The organism is Prevotella vespertina, assembly GCF_009728485.1.
Classification (GTDB): domain Bacteria; phylum Bacteroidota; class Bacteroidia; order Bacteroidales; family Bacteroidaceae; genus Prevotella; species Prevotella vespertina.
Window position 1 is genome coordinate 122909 of record NZ_VVIQ01000003.1, and the last position, 22036, is coordinate 144944.

At 40.4% G+C, this 22036-nt stretch carries 22 protein-coding genes and 2 pseudogenes; 12 read left to right on the plus strand and 12 right to left on the minus strand.

Annotated elements, in window-relative coordinates:
* Positions 1-102: 102 nt before the first annotated feature.
* The 5 genes from F0475_RS03785 (at position 103) to F0475_RS03805 (ending at position 6239) form a co-directional block, all read left to right on the plus strand.
* The gene (locus tag F0475_RS03785; protein WP_155715471.1) at positions 103-1374 is read left to right on the plus strand and encodes a TolC family protein; all 1272 of its coding nucleotides are present in this window, start codon (positions 103-105) and stop codon (positions 1372-1374) included.
* A gap of 13 nt (positions 1375-1387) precedes the next feature.
* Positions 1388-2404, plus strand: coding sequence for an HlyD family secretion protein (locus F0475_RS03790; protein ID WP_155715473.1), 1017 nt, complete (start codon positions 1388-1390; stop codon positions 2402-2404).
* Positions 2405-2412: 8 nt separating this feature from the next.
* Complete coding sequence (locus F0475_RS03795) at positions 2413-3888, plus strand: ATP-binding cassette domain-containing protein (RefSeq protein WP_155715474.1); 1476 nt, start codon at positions 2413-2415, stop codon at positions 3886-3888.
* A 199-nt stretch (positions 3889-4087) separates the two neighbouring features.
* Positions 4088-5146 (plus strand): ABC transporter permease, encoded by a 1059-nt coding sequence (locus tag F0475_RS03800; protein WP_155715475.1) that lies wholly within the window; start codon positions 4088-4090, stop codon positions 5144-5146.
* 7 nt (positions 5147-5153) lie between these two features.
* Positions 5154-6239 carry an ABC transporter permease gene (locus tag F0475_RS03805; RefSeq protein WP_155715476.1) on the plus strand — a complete coding sequence of 362 codons (1086 nt, stop codon included), beginning with the start codon at positions 5154-5156 and terminating at the stop codon, positions 6237-6239.
* Between the two features lie 402 nt (positions 6240-6641).
* Here the strand turns inward: F0475_RS03805 and F0475_RS03810 are convergent, their stop codons facing one another.
* Positions 6642-6851, minus strand: a complete 210-nt coding sequence (locus F0475_RS03810) for a hypothetical protein (RefSeq protein WP_155715478.1) — start codon at positions 6849-6851, stop codon at positions 6642-6644.
* Positions 6852-6998: 147 nt separating this feature from the next.
* Here F0475_RS03810 and F0475_RS03815 point away from each other — a divergent pair, with 147 nt between their 5' ends.
* A complete protein-coding gene (locus F0475_RS03815; RefSeq protein WP_155715480.1) occupies positions 6999-8279 on the plus strand; it encodes a hypothetical protein in 1281 nt (426 codons plus the stop codon).
* Here the strand turns inward: F0475_RS03815 and F0475_RS11820 are convergent.
* Both F0475_RS11820 and F0475_RS11715 read right to left on the minus strand, forming a co-directional pair.
* Positions 8221-8448 (minus strand): annotated as a pseudogene (locus tag F0475_RS11820) (hypothetical protein). The gene F0475_RS03815 and the pseudogene F0475_RS11820 overlap by 59 nt on opposite strands.
* 75 nt (positions 8449-8523) lie before the next feature.
* Entirely contained in the window at positions 8524-8934 is a 411-nt protein-coding gene (locus tag F0475_RS11715) for a hypothetical protein (protein ID WP_234422948.1), read from the minus strand.
* 161 nt (positions 8935-9095) lie between these two features.
* Between F0475_RS11715 and F0475_RS03820 the strand changes: the two genes are divergently transcribed.
* Positions 9096-9365 carry a hypothetical protein gene (locus F0475_RS03820; protein ID WP_234422949.1) on the plus strand — a complete coding sequence of 90 codons (270 nt, stop codon included), beginning with the start codon at positions 9096-9098 and terminating at the stop codon, positions 9363-9365.
* A gap of 581 nt (positions 9366-9946) precedes the next feature.
* On the opposite strand, the gene F0475_RS03825 is transcribed toward F0475_RS03820, so the two are convergent.
* Positions 9947-10315, minus strand: coding sequence for a hypothetical protein (locus F0475_RS03825; RefSeq protein WP_009434823.1), 369 nt, complete (start codon positions 10313-10315; stop codon positions 9947-9949).
* Between the two features lie 335 nt (positions 10316-10650).
* Here F0475_RS03825 and F0475_RS03830 point away from each other — a divergent pair, with 335 nt between their 5' ends.
* Both F0475_RS03830 and aroC read left to right on the plus strand, forming a co-directional pair.
* Positions 10651-11247 carry an FKBP-type peptidyl-prolyl cis-trans isomerase gene (locus F0475_RS03830; protein WP_155715482.1) on the plus strand — a complete coding sequence of 199 codons (597 nt, stop codon included), beginning with the start codon at positions 10651-10653 and terminating at the stop codon, positions 11245-11247.
* Positions 11248-11249: 2 nt separating this feature from the next.
* A complete protein-coding gene (gene aroC / locus F0475_RS03835; protein ID WP_155715484.1) occupies positions 11250-12338 on the plus strand; it encodes a chorismate synthase in 1089 nt (362 codons plus the stop codon).
* Between the two features lie 312 nt (positions 12339-12650).
* Here the strand turns inward: aroC and F0475_RS03840 are convergent, their stop codons facing one another.
* The 5 genes from F0475_RS03840 to holA form a co-directional block, all read right to left on the minus strand.
* On the minus strand, positions 12651-13205 hold the full coding sequence (locus tag F0475_RS03840) for an isochorismatase family protein (RefSeq protein ID WP_155715485.1): 555 nt from the start codon (positions 13203-13205) through the stop codon (positions 12651-12653).
* 35 nt (positions 13206-13240) lie between these two features.
* Positions 13241-14149, minus strand: a complete 909-nt coding sequence (locus F0475_RS03845; RefSeq protein WP_155715487.1) for a dihydroorotate dehydrogenase — start codon at positions 14147-14149, stop codon at positions 13241-13243.
* A gap of 117 nt (positions 14150-14266) precedes the next feature.
* Entirely contained in the window at positions 14267-15037 is a 771-nt protein-coding gene (locus F0475_RS03850) for a dihydroorotate dehydrogenase electron transfer subunit (protein ID WP_155715489.1), read from the minus strand.
* A 733-nt stretch (positions 15038-15770) separates the two neighbouring features.
* Entirely contained in the window at positions 15771-16241 is a 471-nt protein-coding gene (locus tag F0475_RS03855) for a helix-turn-helix domain-containing protein (RefSeq protein WP_234422950.1), read from the minus strand.
* An 819-nt stretch (positions 16242-17060) separates the two neighbouring features.
* Positions 17061-18086 carry a DNA polymerase III subunit delta gene (gene holA / locus F0475_RS03860; RefSeq protein WP_155715491.1) on the minus strand — a complete coding sequence of 342 codons (1026 nt, stop codon included), beginning with the start codon at positions 18084-18086 and terminating at the stop codon, positions 17061-17063.
* Between the two features lie 203 nt (positions 18087-18289).
* On the opposite strand from holA, the gene F0475_RS03865 reads away from it, so the two are divergent.
* From F0475_RS03865 to F0475_RS03875, 3 genes and pseudogenes are all read left to right on the plus strand, one after another.
* On the plus strand, positions 18290-18739 hold the full coding sequence (locus F0475_RS03865; protein ID WP_009434921.1) for a type I restriction enzyme HsdR N-terminal domain-containing protein: 450 nt from the start codon (positions 18290-18292) through the stop codon (positions 18737-18739).
* A gap of 200 nt (positions 18740-18939) precedes the next feature.
* A complete protein-coding gene (locus tag F0475_RS03870; RefSeq protein ID WP_155715493.1) occupies positions 18940-19806 on the plus strand; it encodes a DnaJ domain-containing protein in 867 nt (288 codons plus the stop codon).
* Between the two features lie 100 nt (positions 19807-19906).
* Positions 19907-20653, plus strand: a pseudogene (locus F0475_RS03875) (peptidylprolyl isomerase).
* Positions 20654-20768: 115 nt separating this feature from the next.
* Here F0475_RS03875 and F0475_RS03880 read toward each other — a convergent pair.
* The 3 genes from F0475_RS03880 to F0475_RS03890 all read right to left on the minus strand — a co-directional run bounded on the left by F0475_RS03880 (position 20769) and on the right by F0475_RS03890 (position 21835).
* Positions 20769-21110, minus strand: a complete 342-nt coding sequence (locus F0475_RS03880) for a TM2 domain-containing protein (protein WP_155715495.1) — start codon at positions 21108-21110, stop codon at positions 20769-20771.
* A 68-nt stretch (positions 21111-21178) separates the two neighbouring features.
* Positions 21179-21538 carry a DUF2752 domain-containing protein gene (locus F0475_RS03885; protein WP_155715708.1) on the minus strand — a complete coding sequence of 120 codons (360 nt, stop codon included), beginning with the start codon at positions 21536-21538 and terminating at the stop codon, positions 21179-21181.
* 24 nt (positions 21539-21562) lie between these two features.
* A complete protein-coding gene (locus F0475_RS03890; RefSeq protein ID WP_155715497.1) occupies positions 21563-21835 on the minus strand; it encodes a CD225/dispanin family protein in 273 nt (90 codons plus the stop codon).
* Between the last annotated feature and the right edge of the window lie 201 nt (positions 21836-22036).

The window sequence follows — 22036 nt, forward strand, 5'->3', positions numbered from 1 at the left end:
TGACCATCTTTTCTGTGTATTTAATAACCAACCACTCCATCAAATAGACTATCTTTGTCAGCATCATAGATGTTAATTGGTTATGAAACGATAGAATAAGATATGAAGAAGAAAATATTAATTCTTGCATTATTAGCTTCGGCATCAGTTGCACAAGCACAGACATTAGATGAGTGCCAGCGTGCGGCAGAGAAGCACTATCCCATTATCAAGCGTTATGACTTGATAGCAAAGACGACCGACTTAACGGTTAAGAACATTCAGAAAGGGTGGTTGCCACAGGTGACAGCAGCTGCCCAAGCTACTTATCAGAGTGCTGTTGCTGCATGGCCTGACCATCTGCAAAGTATGTTCCAACAGGTAGGACTGAAGATGAAAGGCCTAAGGAAAGACCAATATAAACTGTCTATTGATGTTCAGCAACCTATTTATGATGGTGGTGCTATCAGTGGTCAGCGTAAGATAGCCAGACAGGAAGGAAAGGTACAAGAGGCTGAGAATGAGGTAAATCTATATCAGGTGCGAAGAAGGGTCAATGAGTTATATTTCTCAATCTTGCTCCTTGACGAACAAATCAAGCTCAATGACGATGTCAAAGCACTGCTACAATCGAGCGAGCAGAAACTCTCTGCCATGGTGAAAGGTGGTACGGCAGCAACAAGCGACTACGAGAATGTGCGAGCCGAACGGCTTGGTGCAGAGCAAGCTAACGAGAGTCTGAAAGCACAGAAAGAGATGTTAAGTAGGATGCTAAGCCTCTTCTGTGGTATTGAAATCACCCACCTGCAGAAACCCCAAGCCCTTGACGCAGTTGTATCAGCGAATACTCGACCAGAGATAAGGCTCTTTGACAATCAATTACGCCTTTCTGAAGCACAGGAGAAAGCCTTAGACGCACGATTGAAGCCACATTTAGGACTCTTTGCACAAGGCTTTTATGGTTATCCGGGACTCAATATGTTTGAGGATATGATGCAACATAAATGGAGTCTGAACGGCTTAGTGGGCGTAAAACTATCGTGGAACATCGGTGCACTCTATACTCATAAGAATGATAAAGCAAGACTGAGACTACAACGAGAACAAATAGAGAATGCACGAGAAGTATTCTTGTTTAACAACAGTATAGACGAGATACAACAGAAAGAGAATATCAATAGGTACCGCAAAATGATACAGAATGATGACGAAATCATCGACCTGCGCACCCATATCCGTAAGGCTGCTGAGTCGAAACTGGCTCATGGAATTATTGATGTAAATAGTTTGTTGAGAGAGATTAACAATGAGAACGCAGCTAAGGCACAGCAAGCTATACACGAGATTGACATGCTCAAAGAGATGTATAACCTAAAGTTCACCAACAACGAATAAAACAACTAAAGATATGAAAAAGCTTCTTTTAATAAGCCTCGGTGCTCTGATGATGGCATCATGTGCGAAAGACAAGAAAGACTATGACGCTACGGGGACATTTGAGGCTACTGAGGTAACAGTGTCGGCAGAGTCGACTGGACAGCTTGAGAATTTCAATGTGACCGAAGGACAGGTGTTGAATGGAGGTTTGACAGTGGGGCAGATTGATGCTCGACAGCTCACTTTGAAACGTGAACAACTAACGAGTAGCAACGAACAGCTCGCTGCTACGCACGGACAATTAGCCGCTAACAAACGCCAGTTGGCTGCTAATCAGCAGGCAACAAGCAGCAAACAACTCGATTTGAAGAAACAGGTAGCAGCTATCCGACAGCAGATTGCAAACCAGCAACGGGAGCGTCAACGCTTTGCAGAGCTTTTACAGGACGGAGCCGTCGCTCGGAAGCAAGTTGATGACATAGATTATCAGATACAGGTATTGCTGAAACAACTTGCTGCCACAGAAGAACAGATAAGCAGTCAGAACACTTCTTTAGCCGAACAGAACAAAGGGATTACGGCACAGATGGAGGGTATAGACGCACAACAGGCTGGTATCAATGCTCAACAGGCTGGAGTACGTACACAACAAGCCCAACTCGACGACCAAATAGCACACACCTTCGTACGGAGTCCGATTACAGGAACGGTCTTGGAGAAGTATGTTGAGGCTGGAGAGTATGTACCTGTTGGTAAGCCACTCTTCAAGATTGCCGACACCAAGAGGATGTTTATCCGTGCATACGTTACCTCCGAGCAATTGAAACGTGTGAAGATAGGACAGAAGGTAAAGGTCATGGCCGACTATGGGAAAGGTCAGAAGAAAACCTATGATGGGGTGGTCACCTGGATATCAAGCCGTTCAGAGTTTACGCCAAAGACCATTGTTACAGACGACGAAAGGGCCGACTTGGTGTATGCCATTAAGATACAATTCACGAACGATGGCTATGTGAAGATAGGTATGTACGGTGAGGTGAAATTTTAACAATGCTGATGAACGCAATAGAAGTAAACCAAGTATCTAAGCGATACGGCAAAGTACAGGCATTACAAGACGTCAGCTTTTCCGTAAGGAAAGGTGAGCTCTTCGGTGTTATCGGCCCAGATGGTGCAGGTAAGACATCACTCTATCGCATTCTCTGTTCTTTGCTCCTTCCTAACGAAGGCTCCGTAAGGGTTGAGGGGTACGATGTCATACAAGAAATGAAGGAGGTAAGAAAGCGGGTTGGATATATGCCTGGGAAGTTCTCACTCTATCAAGACTTAACAGTAGAGGAGAACCTCCACTTTTTTGCGACGCTCTTTGGTACCACAGTTGAGGAGAACTACGATGCTATCAAGGCTATCTATTCGCAGATAGAACCCTTCAAAGACCGCAAAGCTGGGGCATTATCGGGTGGTATGAAGCAGAAGTTAGCTCTCTGCTGTGCTCTTGTTCATAAGCCGAGTGTCCTCTTCTTGGACGAGCCGACAACGGGTGTCGACCCTGTTAGCCGTAAGGAGTTATGGGACATACTCTCCCTACTAAAAGAGCGAGAGATTACCATCGTAGCCTCCACGCCTTATCTTGATGAGGTGAGACGCTGTGAACGGGTGGCTTTCCTATCGGAAGGCAAGATAAGAGGTATTGGTTCGCCAGAGAAGATACTCCATGAATTTAGCGACATATTTAGTCCTCCAAACCTTGAACATGCTGATAAGCATGATAAAAACAAGGTGGGAAGCACAACAGAAAACGTTATTGAAGTGGAACATCTGGTAAAGGCTTTCGGCACTTTCCACGCTGTTGACGACATCTCCTTCACGGTGAGAAAGGGTGAAATCTTTGGTTTCCTTGGGGCCAACGGAGCTGGTAAGACTACAGCGATGCACATGCTCACAGGACTCAGCCAGCCCACAAGTGGGACGGGAAAGGTTGTGGGACACGACATCCGAACAGACTATGAGCAGATAAAGAAGCACATTGGCTATATGAGTCAGAAATTCTCTCTCTATGAAGACCTTACTGTGGCAGAGAATATCAGTCTGTTTGCTGGTATCTACGGAATGGACGATAAAGAGATTAAACACAAGACAGACGCTCTTCTCCAACGCCTGAATTTCTCGGAACATCGTGACACCTTAGTGTCAAGTCTGCCCTTAGGTTGGAAACAGAAGTTGGCCTTCTCGGTAAGTATCTTCCACTCTCCTGGCATCGTCTTCCTCGACGAACCGACAGGAGGAGTTGACCCTGCTACACGAAGACAGTTCTGGGAATTAATCTATGATGCCGCTCAAAGAGGTATAACTGTCTTCGTTACGACTCACTATATGGACGAAGCTGAATATTGCGACCGCATCTCCATCATGGTTGATGGGAAGATTAAAGCCCTCGGAACACCCACGGAATTGAAACAGAAGTTCAATAAACCCGATATTGACCAGGTCTTTACCTACTTAGCTCGACAGGCGAAGAGAAGTTCAGACTAAGTCACATAAGATGCTACAAAAGACTCGCGAAGAATTTAGAAAATGTTCGCGAACAATCCACAAAAAGTTCGCGAATAATTTTGAGAAAGCTTAAGAGCTTTTGTGAAAAAGCTTAAGAGCTTTTCGTGGAAAGCTTAAGAGCTTTTGAGAAAATCGCTTAGAAGAGCATGACAACATGCAAAAAGGAAACCAACAAGCAATGAAACAATTTATATCATTCATTATCAAGGAAGCTAAACACATTGTTCGAGACAAACGAACAATGCTGATTCTCTTTGGAATGCCTATCATCATGATGCTTCTCTTTGGTTATGCCGTTAGGAATGACGTGCGGAATGTACGTACGGTGATAGTGATGAGTAATACTGATTACGTTACTCAGCAGGCTGTCGACCGCTTATCTGCATCGGAGTATTTCACGATAAAGCAGGTTGTTGCTACTCCCGCAGAGGCTGAACAAGCTATCCGAGACCAAAAGGCCGACTTGGCTATCGTCTTTGGAAAGGACTATGCCAGCGGACATTCAGGCCTACAATTCATTGTAGACGGTGCCGACCCGAATATGGCGCAACAATGGACTCAATACGCCAATGCCGTCATTACGAATCCAAATAATGGCTTAGTAAACACGAAACTACTGTATAACCCGCAAATGAAGTCGGCTTACAACTTCGTTCCTGCTATCATGGGAACACTGTTGATGTTGGTGTGTGCCATGATGACTTCTATCTCTATTGTTCGTGAAAAAGAGCGGGGAACAATGGAGGTGCTGCTGGTATCGCCCGTTCGACCAATACTTATCATCATCGCAAAGGTCATTCCTTACTTGGTGCTTGCCTTCATCATCCTAATTGTCATCCTACTTATGGCAAACAGCCTACTCGGTGTTCCCTTGCAGGGGTCGGTGTTCTGGATATTCGTTATCTCTACTATCTATATCCTCTTGGCCCTTTCTTTGGGCTTACTCGTCTCTAACATTGCCAAAACACAGTTAGTTGCTTTGTTGTTATCAGCAATGGTACTGCTCATGCCTATCGTGATGCTTTCTGGTATGTTCTTCCCTATTGAGTCAATGCCAAAGGTGTTGCAATACGTTTCGTCTATCATTCCGACACGTTACTATACCAGTGCTATGCGCAAACTAATGATTATGGGGGTGGGAGTAAGACAAGTGATGCACGAGATGATGGTCTTAATTTGTATGCTCATAGGGCTACTCGGACTATCACTCGCCATGTTTAACAAACGATTAGAGTAACTTCATTATGATACTGAAATATCTTCTACGAAAAGAGTTCATACAGATTCGACGCAACCCGTTCCTCCCCCGACTCATTGTTATGTTCCCCATCATGATTATGTGTATTATGCCTTGGGTCATGAATATGGAGGTGAAGAATGTTGTTGTGGATGTAGTAGACAATGATAGGTCTACTCTTTCGCAACAGTTGGTACATGAGATTGCAGCTAATAACTATTTCTCTTTCCACGGACAACAGCCTTCCTATACTGCAGCACTCAATGATATCGAACATTCTGAGGCTGACATCGTTGTGGTGATACCACAACATTATAGTCGTGACCTGACCTTGGGCAACAAGCCACAAGTGCTCATTGCTGCCAATGCCGTTAATGGAACAAAGGGATCGATAGGGTCTGTTTACCTCTCACAGATGGTGACGGCCAATGCTGTCCCTACTATACAGGCGTTGCAAACGAACGTTTCTACGTTCTATCTCTTTAATAGACAGCTGAATTATAAGCGCTATATGATTCCCGCACTATTTGCGATAATAATGATGATGATAACAGGCTTTTTGCCAACACTGAATATTGTCGGGGAGAAGGAGGCTGGTACAATCGAACAGATCAATGTGACACCAGTAAATAAATGGACGTTTATACTTGCAAAGTTAATCCCTTATTGGCTGATAGCCTCCTTCGTTATCACTGTTTGTCTACTGTTGTCATGGGTTTTATACGACATTACTCCTGTGGGTAATGTGGCGCTTATCTATCTATTAGCGATGTTGTTAGCCCTCTTCTTCTCGTCCTTCGGCTTGATAATATCCAACTACTCGGACACAATGCAGCAAGCCATACTTGTCATGTGGTTCTTTGTTGTGATACTCCTCTTGCTCTCTGGGCTCTTTACTCCTACTCGGTCAATGCCAGCTGCAGCTTATCTCACTACATACGCCAACCCAGTAAGCTACTTCATAGATGCGATGCGCACTGTATTCATTCGTGGTGGAAACTTAAAGAGTATCTTACATCAGGTTCTCGCACTCCTTGGCATCGGTCTTGTCATGGGTTGTTGGGCTGTACAAAGTTATAAGAAGAATCATTAATCAACAACCAAAGAGGAGGCAGACACCCTCATCTGCTCTCCAAGTTCGTATATCATTGTAATGTGCAAAAGTACATATTTGAGACAACATTACCTTTCTTCAAATAGCTTAAATGGCTTACTATATTTCTGAAAGTACTTTACATTCAAATTTCTCATTCTAGAGTCAAAAGGGAAACATTATAGATGAAAATCGAGTTAGAAGTTGGGGTTTCCAGAAAACTATATACCTTTTGCGCAAAAAGTATATAGTTTTTTCCAAAAAGATATATAGTTTTTGGGCAAAACCTATATAGCCTTAATTCCGCAGTATTTTTTCTTGTGAGAAAATTTTATATGTTGAGACGTCTTTTTGTGGCTCTATATGTTGATATGAGGTGCTTCGGTGTTTCGTGGCTCTTTTCTAAGCATAAAATCCCCCACACAAACCAATGGGGAAGTATGAAAAACCACAAAAAATACTTCCATAACAGAATGCTTTGCCGCTACTTCCACGTTTACCCAATACAGATTCGGTAAGTTTTTCAAAGCCCAACTTTGAGAAAACGTCTATAATGTGATAAATTCCACCGAAAGAAGTGATATTCATGTTTTTAATTGCTACCTTTGCCATGTCAGATTTTTGCTTACTTGTTATGTTTGCAGCACCAAGATAGGTAAAATTTCTGACATATCCAAGTGTTTTGAGAACTTTGTTTCTCAGACACTTGGAGTTCTCACAAGAATTTATGCTGCGGAATTAAGGTAAGGTAAACCATATATGAACCATCATTTTATCTACTCTATATTTCAATGGCTGCTCATTGCTATTGGCTTGAGGGCAATCGGAACATTGGTCTTAGGGGGCGTTGCTGATAAGGGGCCGACAGTGATAGGTCTGCTCATCGGCGGGGCGCTCATCTGGGCAGAGCATTACACCAAGAAGCGGGCCAAGAAGCGTGACGTGCTGGAGATGGAGACGTCGGCAGATAAGGCGGAGGATGGCACGGATACATTGCCAGCAAGCGAAGAAGCACCGACCGAGAGCTATCACATCAAACGGGAAGACAATTTTGCCAAAGCCATAGAGGCACTGACGCATCAGGAGATTGCCGCAGGGCAGAATAGAGTGCTTGCTTTTGAAGACTCGATGGTGTACGCCTATGAGCTGACGGAGGTAGGATTGCTCACGGGAAGCGGAGAGCAGATGCGCTTTTCGGTGGTGATTCCGCTGCGTCGCAGCAACTGGCAGACGGAGCAGGAAGAGATAGAGAGAAGGCTCGCAGAGGTGTGGAGGTGTCTGTGGCAAGACTATGGTTTTGAGACGGCGCATGCGTTGTCAGAGAGCAGCCTGATGCTCAAGATAGAGGCTTGCGGGCCGGTAGCCCACGCCGTGAAAGCGTTGAAGCCAATGCAAGATATACTTCACGAGATTATCATACGTCGGGATCTGCATCTGTTGGACTCGTATTTGTTCATTCACGGCTATGATTGGCCAGAATATGCCTATCTTAGAGGTGGACAGGTGGTGCACGATTTTAGAGAAGAAGAGGGTGTGGCAAGAGATGTGTACCATGAAGATGAGGCGATGGCTGTGGCACGACTGTACGATACTTTCGAAGACTGCCAACGTATCAGCGAGGCGGAGTATTTAGAGGCACTTTCCTCTTACGCCCACCTGCCTTTTGCGTATCATGGTTCTTACGAGGCGTATAAAAACCATAAGTTCAAAGGCGTAGTCTTCACCCTGATTGCGGGCAAATTCCACTTGTTTTGCGGTATTGACGAGGCCTACTTCACGACGGATCTGAGCATGTTTAACCTTTGGGAGGAGACACGTCAGTATAACTGTCGAGTGATGGAGGTACGCTTCAGATACGACCATCTGCCCATGATGCGCCTGCTGACAGGAGAGATATTATATATCGATGTGGTGCCGGACAAGTGTGGGCCATTATATTATCTTGTTTCAAGCTCGTATGGCAGCAGAGATTATGCTCGCATCAAGGCCGATTATGATGCTGCGAAGGTGGCAGAGATAGGGGTGAAGATGAAACTTTAATATAGTATAGCCTCAAATCCGCAACTAAGCCTTTCAACGTCCTTCTTGCGTGTACACATCCTCTCATTACTGAATTTGCAGATAATTTGAACTTGAAGCACCCACTTTTGCCTACAATATCCCCTTACCCCACAATGTGACTTGAGGCAATACGCAATATCATTCCCATAAGTTGGGCTCTTCAGCAATAGGGAGTGATAATCTGAATCTATTACACAATAAGCCAGACTGAGTTACAAAAGAACTATTTTCTCTTTACCTTCCTCAACACTATTCTCAACGAATCAGTGAGCACCCTTTTGTCATTACACATAATAAAATCTGAAGGCAGAACAAATAAGGCTAATGAATCTTCGTTGCCTTTGTCTTGGCGTTCATAACGTAATTGAACTGAGATGATTCTATTCTTTACGTGCGTATTATTAGTCTTATATGTATTGGTCTCAGAAAACGGAAAAGACCTCCCCACCTTTATATTCTTATCACAAAAGTCAAACCGTAAGGAATCGGGATTCAAGACATAGTCTCCTTTTAAGTCAAAGAGAAGGTAATACCAGCCATTAAAGTACATACTGCTGACCTTAACCATACGATTCTCAGATAAAGGAATGTCATAGCTAAACTTATTGTTATCTAACGGAAGAATAAATCCCATATCACAAGATTGAAGAGATAACAAGAAGAAAATACAAAGCCCAAGCCGTTTGATGCGCCGACAGCTAACTATCATTTTCGATAAAATCCCTTAATTCCGCAGCATAAATTCTTGCAAGAACTCCAAGTGTCTGAGAAACAAAGTTCTCGAAACACTTGGATATGTCAGAAATTTCACCTATCTTAGTGCTACCAACAAAAAAAACAAATAAAATATCTGACATGACAAAGGTAGCAATTAAAAACGAGAATATCACTTCTTTCGGTGGAATTTATCACATTATGGACGTTTTCTCAAAGTTGGGTTTTGAAAAACTTACCGAATCTGTATTGGGCAAACGTGGAAGTAGCGGCAAAGCATTCTGTTATGGAAGTATTTTTTGTGGTTTTTCATACTTCCCCATTGGTTTGGGTGGGGGATTTTATGCTTAGAAAAGAGCCAAGAAACACCGAAGCACCTCATATCAACATATAGAGTCCCAAAAAGACGTCTCAACATATAAAATTTTCTCACAAGAAAAAATACTGCGGAATTAAGGCTATATAGGTTTTAGCTGAGAAATATATAGATTTTTGGCAAAAAGTACCTTGTTTTTCAGGAATAATGAATACTATTTTCGTTAGAATGACACCTAAATCCACATAACATAGTGTTTATCAGCGATTTACAAAGAGCCACTTTATATGTCTCATAATTTGCGTATTTGAGTCAAAGTACGCTCCTCATCGAAAATATTGCAAAGACATACCCTCAAATTAGCAGTATTTTATTACAAAATATCACTATTCAACAAGTCTTTCCATTTAATACGGATTCCTCTAAACAGCAATAATTAATCTTGCAAAGAGCACTGGTGACGAGGGATTCCACCCCTACTCTTTTTTATATCAAAGGCTGCGATAAATTGCTATTAGCCTTTTGCAATAAAAAAGGCTATGAATCAGAAACCTGATTCGTAGCCTTTAATATATCTTGTATGAATCTCTCCTATCGGAAGAGGAAAGAGGATCGTTTACTTGTTAAGACCGCGGTTGTTCAATGTAACATTGAGGAGCTTTACATACTCGCGATACTGACTATTGTTTAAAACATAGTGCATATAAGAAAGATCCTTCTTGATGGCAGCATTTACTTTAGCCTCACGCTCAGAGCTATCAGATACAGCTGCATTCATCATCTCTGCTGAGAAAGTGCGGTTAATATCCTCTACTACATCTACCTGATCCTGGTTGAGATTAAGAGCACGGCTCAATGCATATGTGCTGAGATTGAACTTGTATGCGTTGGTTGTTGCTGTGTTGTTATCGTTCTCACCTGCTGCAAAAGCCATTGTCATACTCATTACTGCTACTACTGTCAATACAATCTTCTTCATATTCATTTTCCTTTCTTTAGTCAAAGGCGTCATTTACGATGCCTCTTGTTATCTTTAAATCTGTAGTTTTATCTTGTTTACGATTGCAAAGTTAGTAGGTTTTTGGCATATACAATGATTAATCAACACATTTTCGTGCTTTTATCTTATATTTTTGACACATATCAAGAGGTTTGATATATATCAGCAACAAAATCATACTTTTGACTATCTTTTCCGTTACAAACCATATTCTAAAGGACTGCAAATCGAAAAATCAGTAACTAAGAAGGTGCTATCTCGTTTTAAATAACTATCTTTGCATACCCTTTACAACATATTATATATAAAGAAAAACGATAATGAAGGAAAATACACATCGACTCATCGTGGTCAAATATGAGTTAAATAGCGTAGAGAATGGAGTTGAACACTTCATTGAAAAGACTGAGGAACAAAAGCCAATGCAGTTCTATACGGGTTGCGACATGGCTTTGCCAGCCTTTGAAGAGGAGATTGTTAAGCACGAAACAGGCGCTAACTTTGAGTTCTCACTTACTAAGGAGCAGGCTTACGGGGAGCATGATGCAAACAGCGTGTTGGCTCTTGACAAGGAAACTTTCAGTGTGAATGGTGAGTTCGACGCAAAGAATATCTACAAAGATGCGATTGTTCCATTGCAAAACGAGCAGGGACAACGATTCTTGGGTAAGGTGCTTGAGGTGTCAGAGGATAAGGTTACGATTGATTTAAACCATCCGCTCGCTGGTAAGGATTTGATGTTTCGCGGACAGGTTATCGAGAATCGCGAGGCAAGCGAGGCTGAAGTTAAAGACTTCTTTGACCGCATGAACCAGCATCATTGTGGATGTGGCGGAGGCTGCGGAAGCAACTGTGGCGATGGTGATAGCTGTGGCTGTGGTGGCGGATGTGGTGATGGCTGCAACTGTGGCAACTGATTATGAACACGTTTGGTAAGCTCTTTACACTAACTACCTTCGGCGAGAGTCATGGTGTGGCTGTCGGTGGTGTGGTGGATGGAATGCCGTCTGGTATTCCTATCGACATCGATTTCATACAACGAGAATTGGCTCGACGTAAACCTGGACAAAGTAGGATTACGACTGACAGGAAGGAACTGGATCAGGTGGAACTACTGAGTGGTGTATTCGAAGGAAAGTCTACTGGAACTCCTATTGGCTTCATCGTAAGGAATAGGAATCAGCAGTCAAAGGACTATGATAGCATCGCCAATCTCTTTAGACCCTCTCATGCCGATTACACCTATTATAATAAGTATGGCATTCGAGACTATCGAGGAGGAGGTCGCGCATCGGCTCGCATCACCCTTTCACGTGTCGTTGCTGGTGCGTTGGCAAAGTTAGTTCTAAAACAGAAGGGTATTAGTATTACAGCTTACACTAGTCAGGTGGGCGATATAACGCTTGACAAAGACTACCAAAAATATGATTTCTCGCTCATAGAAAGTAATCTCGTGCGCTGTCCAGAACCAAAGAAAGCGAAGGAAATGGAGGCACTCATCGCTGAAATGAAGCGTGAAGGAGACACGATCGGAGGCGTAATTACTTGTGTTATTAAGGGGTGCCCTGTCGGATTGGGAGAGCCTGAATTCGATAAGCTACATGCGCAACTAGGTGCTGCAATGCTTAGTATCAATGCAGCGAAAGGGTTCGAGTATGGAGAGGGATTTGCAGGTTCCTCATGGCGAGGTAGCCAACAGAACGATGTATTTAGCCCCTCTTCTGAAAAGCAACAAGCGCATGGTATCAAAACAAAAACGAATCATAGCGGAGGAATACAAGGCGGTATAAGCAATGGAGAAGATATCTATTTCCGTGTTGCATTCAAGCCTGTTGCCACCTTATTGATGGAACAAGAAACGGTCAATAAAGAGGGAGAAGCAACGAAGATAGACGTTCATGGGCGTCATGACCCATGTGTTCTGCCACGTGCCGTACCTATTGTTGAAGCGATGGCAGCCATGACAATACTTGATGCCTTGCTTGTTGACAATGCCAAACGAATATAAGCTACACACGTCGTGGACGTAAGAATACAAAAAAGAGGATGCCGTAACCATTCTTATTGATGGTTGGCATCCTCTTCTTTTATGCTCTCTTCAAGGCGAACAAATGCTCCTCTATCTTACTCCTATTCGCCCTTATATCAAGAGAGAAGACTTTGTTGGAAGAGAAAATAGACTATTATTTATTCCCTTATAACCTATTATGCGGAAACTTTTAGTTTATTTTCCCAGTCAGAGTGGTATCTTTTCAAACTCACAGGAGTTTCTTCTCCAACATAGATAACAATCTCTTGATTGATTGGCAACCAATTCCTTTTATGCTTCCAAGGTCTTCACAAACTCATTCAAGGCTTTGCCACCATCTAAAGATGGAGCCAACTCACCCAAAACGTGTAGTTGCCTCTCTCCTATCATCGCCTTTAAATCCTTACAAGTATTCAACACGCAGACATCACCAGCTAGTCCGCAGACATCAATCTGATCGATGTGGTGATCAACAAGGAGCTCTAAAAGCAGTCTTGCAGACCTTTTATTCTGCAGAATGGAATATTCCTCTCGATTAATAGTATCGCCTTTATAAAGCATTTGAAAACTATCAGAACTCTCATTAAGAGCTACCAACAACGATTGCCATAAGGCTGCGCCAGCTGAATGTTGGACGCAATGACGAGGCCATTGACCACCTTCATCAGCAAAAGAACTATGATGATAAGGATGCCAATCTGAGGTTACAACCTTCACAGAATACTCCTCGCCATGCGCACGAACATACTCTGCAAGTGCATCCATAGCCACTGCTGCACCAGGAACTGGCAATGATCCACTGATGAAATCGACTTGTGGATCGACTATCAAAAGCATTTTCTTCATAATATTATCTTATATTTTGCGATTGAACTCACCCTTTATTCAAGGCAATTTATAATCTCTGTAACCGACTTGCAACCATGTTTATCTAACCAGGAATTAATTCCGTCACGCACCTTAATGGTCACTTGTGGGTCGATGAAGTTGGCTGTTCCTATTTGAATAGCAGTTGCCCCTGCCATAAGAAACTCTATTGCATCTTCTGCTGTTGATATACCTCCTAGTCCAATAACTGGTATCTTTACGGCTCTTGCAACATCATTCACCATACGTACGGCGACTGGTTTTATGGCAGGACCACTCAATCCTCCTGTGCGAATACTCAGCTTTGAACGACGACTTTCGATGTCTATTGCCATTCCCATAAGGGTGTTGATGAGTGAGACAGAATCAGCTCCCTCATCCTCACAAGCACGTGCAATACTAGCGATATCGGTCACATTAGGCGATAATTTCACTATCATTGTCTTGTGATAATACTGTCGGACAGCCTTCACAATAGTAGAAGCTCCAGAACAGGTAACGCCAAACGACATGCCACCCTCTTTCACATTAGGACAGGAGATATTCACTTCTATTGCAGGGATAGCGTCTAGCTCGTTTAATTTTGCTGCTGTTTCTGCATACGACTCGGGAGAGTTTCCACTCACATTAACAATCATATTCGTATCAATATCACGTATCTCGGGATAGATATGATCGATGAAGTAGTCCACTCCTTTATTCTGCAGACCAACGCAATTAAGCATTCCTTGATGTGTTTCAACCATACGTGGATAATCATTCCCTTCGCGTGGTTCGAGCGTAGTACCCTTTACGATTATTCCTCCAAGCTCTTCCAATGGGACGAAATCAGCAAACTCAAGACCATAGCCAAATGTTCCACTGGCTGTCATTACTGGATTCTTCAGATGTAAGTGACCTATATTTACATTCAAATCTGCCATAGATTCATCATTTATTTTTACATATTTAGCTTATACCTTATGGATAACTACACCTTATACTAGGCTTATTCTCATTCTTAGATTCGTAAGTTTTCAGATGTTGTTATCACTATTTTCTCACCACATCAACTTCTGCGTATCAAAGACGGGACCCTCCTTACATACGCAAAGATTGCCCTCAATGGTCTTCTCAACGCAACACAAACAGGCTCCGACACCGCATGCCATCATATTCTCCAAGGACGCTTCGCAGGGGATAGAAGCCTTTTGAGCATACAGAGCAACAGCCTTCATCATAGGTTTAGGTCCACAAGTAGAGATGCGATCGAAGTGTTCTTTGGACAGAACGGAGTGATTCGTAACAAATCCTTTCTCACCTGCTGAACCATCTTCAGTGGTAATGCACACCTCTCCATAGGCTTTGAAAAGTTCTAGTTCTGCAAGATCAGATGCCGTGCGAGCACCTAAAAGAAAAACGGGACAGGCTCCGGCATCCTTTATGGTTTTACCAAAATAAAGCAAAGGAGCAACTCCAACACCACCGCCAACAAGCAAGATACGTTCGCCAGGACGACTAGGTGGAGTGAAGGTGTTACCCAATGGGAGTACACAATTAAGTTTATCGCCAATATGAAGGCGCCCAAGCATGCGCGTTCCATCGCCTATGGTGGCAACTAACAACCATAATTCATTACGTTCGCGATCGATAAAATTAATAGAAATAGGACGGCGAAGAAAGGTAGAAGGTGAGCCGTCCACTCTCACTTCTACAAACTGACCAGGAAGCATCTCAGGTAGAGGCTTGTCATCAGTGAGTCGAATGAGAACATTCTTATCATTGACCTGCTCTACAGAAGAGACCTTCAAGTCGAGGACATACTTCTTCATCTTTTTATGCTTTGAATGTATTTAGCAAAGATAATGCAAACGAGTACAAAGGAATGCTCGCATTCACTTTGTCGAGTGCAGCTTAGCTTATGCAAAGATAATGCAAACGAGTACAAAGGAATACTCGCATTCGCTTTGTCGAGTGCAACTTAGCTTATGCAAAGATAATGCAAACGAGTACAAAGGAATGTTCACATTCGCTTTGTCGAGTGCAACTTAGCTTATGCAAAGATAATGCAAACGAGTACAAAGGAATGTTCACATTCGCTTTGTCGAGTGCAGCTTAGCTTATGCAAAGATACACAAATTATCTATTGAAAGGATAGATACACAAAAAATATCAATGAAAAAACAAAGAAATGGACAAAACAACACTGCTAACAGCTTTCTTCCATTGCTTCTGCCCCTATCACATAGATTTAAGTTCGGGGTAAAAGTCCATCTTCAAAGGAATGTACGGATGGTGATTACGGATGGGCTATCTCATTGCAACTTCTATCATAGGTTATACCTTATATAATTAGAAAGACCCAATAGCAGCTATCAAAATGATCCCCTATAAATAAAGCAAAACATATCCTATTCATAAAGGGAGGGCTCATCTAAGATTATAAAGGATAAAACACAAAGATAGAAATCAGCCTTCCAGAGATATAAAGGCTGATTATACTCTGCGCAAAATATCATAGAGCAACCTTACAAGAAATGATGACTTCCAACTTTATTAACCTACTTACTTTTTGGGAACAAAACTCTCCCATGTCTGGTCATCAAAGAAGATTCGAATCTCAGTGATACGCCTTTGTGGTTTGTCAACATATTTTATTTCAGTTCTTGCAGGTGTTTTAAGTGTATCAGCAACGTGCTGTGAAGAACCTTGACCATATCCCTCAACAGATGGGGCAGGGCTTGAAGAGAAATTCAAATGACCTTCAGAACTTGTACCATTGACCACACTATTTTCACCATCATCAACTCCTGACGCTGTAACCTGATCCTTAAACATTGGTCCTTGACCATACATTAACCAATCAAGATTGATCTTTGTAAACTTACTACGAATAGCCTCAACCGTGTTAAGAGTAGGTTTCGTCCTCCCTGTAAAGATACTACTGAGTGATGCAGATGATATTCCTATAAAATCTGAAAAGGTCTGTTGAGTCATGTGTTGACTCTCCATTAGTTGTCTAATTCTATCTTTCATAACCAAATAATAGGCTTTTTTAGGCTCTAGAGCCATACTTCCATTGATTTTACAAAGGTAAACAAATAATATTAAACACCAAAATCTCTACACAAATAATATAAGTTTGTATATACAACTTTTGATGTTTACAATTTAAAATAGCAAATAACTAAATGTGTGCGATTCATATACACATATACAAATCAAAATAGACAACAGAATATCATATATAAGCTGTTCTTTGATCAATATCTTTAATTAACTGGCTATTAAAAGCCTATTTATACATTTAAGAAGATAAAATAAAGGGTTATACACTTGTTCGGGCATAAATTTAGGCTATTTTCATTTTATAGCAAGAATATTAATTCATATAATTCTGGTTTACAAGTAGTTATATTTAATAATGGCGTGATGTATATTTATTCGTATACATTTTTAAAGCGAGATATACAAGTTTCAAGACTTGTATTTACATCTCAATGTATGGTTTGGTTACACAAACTATTGTTATTACACTTGTAAATAATATGCAGATTATTTGTATTTGTAAATAAGAATCCTAACTTCTTAACTTATAATAAATGTGAATAGTAAATGTAATTTTTGAATTTCTGTCTATTTTTAGCGTATTTGCAATATTCATAAACGGAGTATAAGACAAACGAAAATACGCTCAAAATGAGAAGGTAAGAATACCATAACTACCCTATTATTCAGGGAGTAACACAAAAAAAGTACCCTTTTAAGAGTACTCATTCTAGATCGAAAAAGAAGGATTTTAGCATAGAAATGGAGATTTTTGAGACTTCAAATTACCAAAAATCTCCATTTACTTTAGTGTAAAACGTAGAAAATTAGCTCTTTCATCAATTCTCCAGCACCAGTATAAGGATTATCCAAACCTTTACTCTTACCATCAACTTCACGAATCTTAGAAATAATATCCATAGTTTTGCGTGCTGAATAATTTTTCAAACCTGTAATTAAGTCTTTTATTCCCCACGTTGAATTCAAATCTAATGCCCTAGCAATGTCTTGTTCTGAACTCTTATTTGGAGTATAATGTAGTATCATAAGGTTTTGAAAGAACGAGAAAAGTAAAGGAAGAAAAGAGTAAAGAGAGCCAGCTTTAGGATTATTGTCAAAATATTTGATTATCTGATTTGCTTTAAATATATCCTTAGAAACAATGGCATTCCTCAATTCGAAAGCATTAAAATCTTTACTTACCCCAATCTCCTTCTCTACTATATCTGGCGTAACACGTCGATTATCATTAGGGAGATAAATTAGAATTTTATCAAGTTCCGAAACTATACGACTTAGATCAGAACCAATATGATTGGCTATCATCTGGCATGACTTAGGGTCAATAGTAGCCTTCTTTGACTTCAAATAATTTTGGATGAATTCTGGTAATTGGTAATCTCTCAACTTCTTACTCTCAAAAACTACTCCCATTGCCTGCGCCAGTCCAATAACTTTCTTACGTGTATCTATTTTCCCATTCTTATGACACCAGACAAGAATAGTTGATTTTACAGGTTTTTTAAGATATCCCTCTAAAGCCTCTAAAGATCTTATATTTTGCGCCTCTTTTACTATAATCACTTGAAATTCGGCCATCATAGGATATCGCTTAGCCATATCCGTAACTTGTACAGCAGTCACATCTGAACCAAAACAAATCGTTTGATTAAAATCACATTCTTCTGGTAAAAGAACGTGCGAAGCAATATAGTCAGATATAGTATCGATGTAATAAGACTCTTCCCCCATTAACAAATAAAAAGGGGCAAAGTTCCTATTTTTAAGATCCTGCATGATAGCCTGAAATGTTACTCCTTGCTTTGTTGGCATTTACTTTTTTATTAACTTTGCATTTAGAATAGATTGTTACCATGTCTGAAGTCACCTATTTCCATAGAAATTAAGAATTAACTTCACCATAACCATGGCTGAATCCTTTCATGCAAAGTTAATAGAAAAGAGATAGAAAACAAAATTTTCATTTGACTTTCGCCTTATCGTTTTCACCTTATTATATATAGGAATTGTCCAAAATGATACAACTTACTCTCCCTCCATATCAAATTAGAGTGAAAGAGACACATGGTCGAAAGCAAATTTTCGACATCCTACGTAGAAAATATGTTGCACTCACTCCAGAAGAATGGGTACGCCAACACTTCATACATTATCTCGTTGAACATAAGAATTACCCATCCTCATTACTTGCCAATGAGGTTTCTTTGCAGATTGGAGAGAAAAGGATGAGAGCGGATAGTGTGTTGTATGATAACCAACTACACCCTCGCATGATCATAGAATACAAAGCACCCAATATCACATTAACACAGAAAGTGTTTGACCAAATCACAGTCTACAATTTACTACTTCATGTAGATTACCTCATTGTATCGAATGGTATGATTACATACATCTGTAAGATGGATTACGAGAAGCAAACATATAAGTTTTTAGAAGCTATTCCCAATTATGAAAATATTTAACATACATAACTCTTAAAAGTATCTTTTATCACACAAATTACTTTACATCATTCTGCATCTATTCAATGATATACATTATATTTGGCTTCCAATCCCAAAGGCAAAAGACAAGCTTCTCCCAACTTGGCATTATCTTTGTGAACTAATATAAGATATAAGGAACAATATTAATAAGACCGAAAACATCAAAATAGAACAACATGGGAAATATGAAATGGGTTGGTTGTTGGATTGGCGGAACCTTAGGAACAATGTTAGGAAGTGGAATTCTTGGAACATTAGCAGGTTTTTGCCTTGGTAGTATCATTGATGAAATGATGGATTCTAGGGCTGACTCCAATGATTATAACACTAATAACCAAGATTATTACTCGCAGGGTAATGGTTATAAACAATATCAGTATGGAGGGCAGAATGGTTCTTCTAATGCACATTCCAATGAAGGACAGCGCAATTCTTTTCTATTTTCTATGCTTGTTTTATCATCTTATATCATCAAAGCAGATAACAAAATCATGCATTCAGAGATGGAGTTTGTACGTCAGTTCCTACGTCAGAACTTTGGAGAACAAGCAGTAAATCAAGGACAAGAAATACTCTTAAAGCTCTTTGAAATACAAAAACAACAAGGGATACAGGTGTTTCGAAATACCATCCATCAAAGTTGTGCAGAGATAAAACACAATATGGACGTTAGTCAACGACTACAATTACTCAATTACCTTGTTATCATTGCGAAGGTAGATGGATATGTAAGTCTAGAAGAGATAAAGGCTTTAAAGGAGGTTGCACGCCACTTAGGACTAACAGCAAAGGACGTTGATTCAATGCTTAACATGGAGAATGGGGCAAGGGCAAATAGTAATATAGAAGACGCTTACAAAGTGTTGGGCTTGTCTTCTACTGCTACTGACGACGAAGTAAAAGTAGCCTATCGAAAGATGGCTTTAAAGCATCATCCAGACCGAGTAGCAACCCTTGGAGAGGATATTCATAAAGCGGCAGAGAAGAAATTCCAAGACATTAACGATGCTAAAGAACGCATCTTTAAAGCCAGAGGACTGTAAGTATTCTTTTTCGAACCTAGCTGCTTCTTATAGAAAATATTATCACCAATCACTCATATAACTTCGATTTATAAATTATAAACAATATCTTAAAAGGATTATGGCAACAAGACTTAAAATAAAAACAAGTGAGGGCGACATTATTATTCGCCTTTATGATGAGACCCCTAAACATCGTGATAACTTCTTAAAGCTTGCAAAGGAAGGCTATTACAATGGGACTCTTTTCCATCGTGTTATCAAAGATTTCATGATACAAGGTGGTGACCCTAATAGTAAGAATGCGCCTAAAGGAAAGGTTCTTGGAACTGGTGGTCCAGACTATACTATCCCCGCAGAGTTCATATACCCACAACTTTTCCACAAACGTGGTGCTTTAAGTGCTGCTCGCACAGGCGATGAGGTAAACCCTGAGCGTGCTAGCAGTGGTAGTCAGTTTTATATTGTATGGGGAAAAATATATAAATCAGCCGAACTGAAGCAGTTGGAACGACAAATGGGAATACAACAAGAGCAGGACGTCTTCAATCAATTAGCCAAACAACATCATGATGAAATTATGAATCTAAGACGTAATCGCGATCATGTAGGACTACAGACTCTACAAAACAAACTGATAGAAGAAACGAAAGAAAAGTGTAAGTAACAAGGTAAACCGACATTCACTCTAGAACAAAATGAGGCTTATACAACATTAGGTGGTACACCCTTCCTTGACAACCAATACACAGTATTTGGAGAAGTTGAAGAAGGATTAGACATCGTTGAACGTATCCAAAATTGTCAAACAGATCGCAACGACCGCCCATCAGAAGATGTTAGGATTGAAACAATAGAAGTTTTATAACTATAAAATAATCAATGCTCTTACCTACTTGATGACTCTTATATCAAGTAGATAAGGGCTTTCTCTTAGATTTACAATCTAATACGAATGTTATAACATTACGTCAAATTGCAAATTAATGAATGTGGGTTAAAAGGAGTTCTAGGTTCTTTTCTTTCGTAGCTCCCATTATCAGGAAAATATCAACCAAAGCCCAAATGTAACATCCACCAAAGGTCAACAACTTTCCAATTCCAAGTCCAACATCACCGATGTAAAATCTATCAACACCTAGGATACCAACAAGTATCGATAAAATAAGAGATAGAGTTGGATCTTTCATACCATTCACTAGTATGAGAAAATCTGATTCACTCATATCTGACTTAAGCAATCTATCACGTACCATTGGTATACTTTCAGATGGAATCTTCGAACCCATCATCATTAATAATTGATTAACTTTCTCTTGTTCCATTATCTTTATTTTTAAAGTAAAATAACCCTTTTATCCGTCTGTAACATATGGTAATAACAGAAGAATTATCATATATGCAAGATATTCCTCACAACAAGCCATACAAAGAAGAGGACAACATAGGTCAAAATAAGTCTTCTATCCTCTATTACTCTAGTCAATCTGCGCTTAGAATTGCTAGCAGGTAGCAACGCACGAAGTCCAAATAAAAATAAATAAGGGATACCAAATAACAAGAAGTAATTATAATGAATTGCCTCTACGAATCTTCCCTGCAACAAAGCATGCAATGCCCGCTGCAATCCACAACCTGGACATTGCAGTCCCGTCAACACCTTAAATGGGCATTTGGGAGCCCAAGAAGTAGTAACAGGATCATAAAAATAGTATACGATTAATAAGGAGGCTCCCAAAAAGAGAGCCCCCATAAATCTCTTCTTAGATTTCAATTTTTAGTGTGATAATGCGCTTAAATAACTCATACCACCCAAGAAGCCAAAGTAGATTACCTGAAAGATTACACCCGTAACAATACCAATAATACTCCACTTCTTAGCATCTGCTGCTGCTGCCGCTGCTGCATCATATTGCTTCATCATGTAATAATCGTTCACCTTCATAGAACGAATAATCGCATAGATACCAAATGGTAAACAGCAACAAAGTGTAGTGAAAATTGCGAGAGGCAAATAATTGTTTGGCTTTGGATTGTTTAATTCTTCCATAATAGTAAATTTTGAGCCAGTCTCCCATGGCTAAGTTTGGTAATCAGTTCTATTTAACACATAGTTTTGAGATTGGGGAGAACCTATAAGGCAACTCTCATCCTACATGCAACTTAATGTTTATTCTAATCAATCTTAGTACTGGCAAAGATAAATAAATATTATTAAAGGCACAAATAATTTCACAGAAAGTAACCAAGA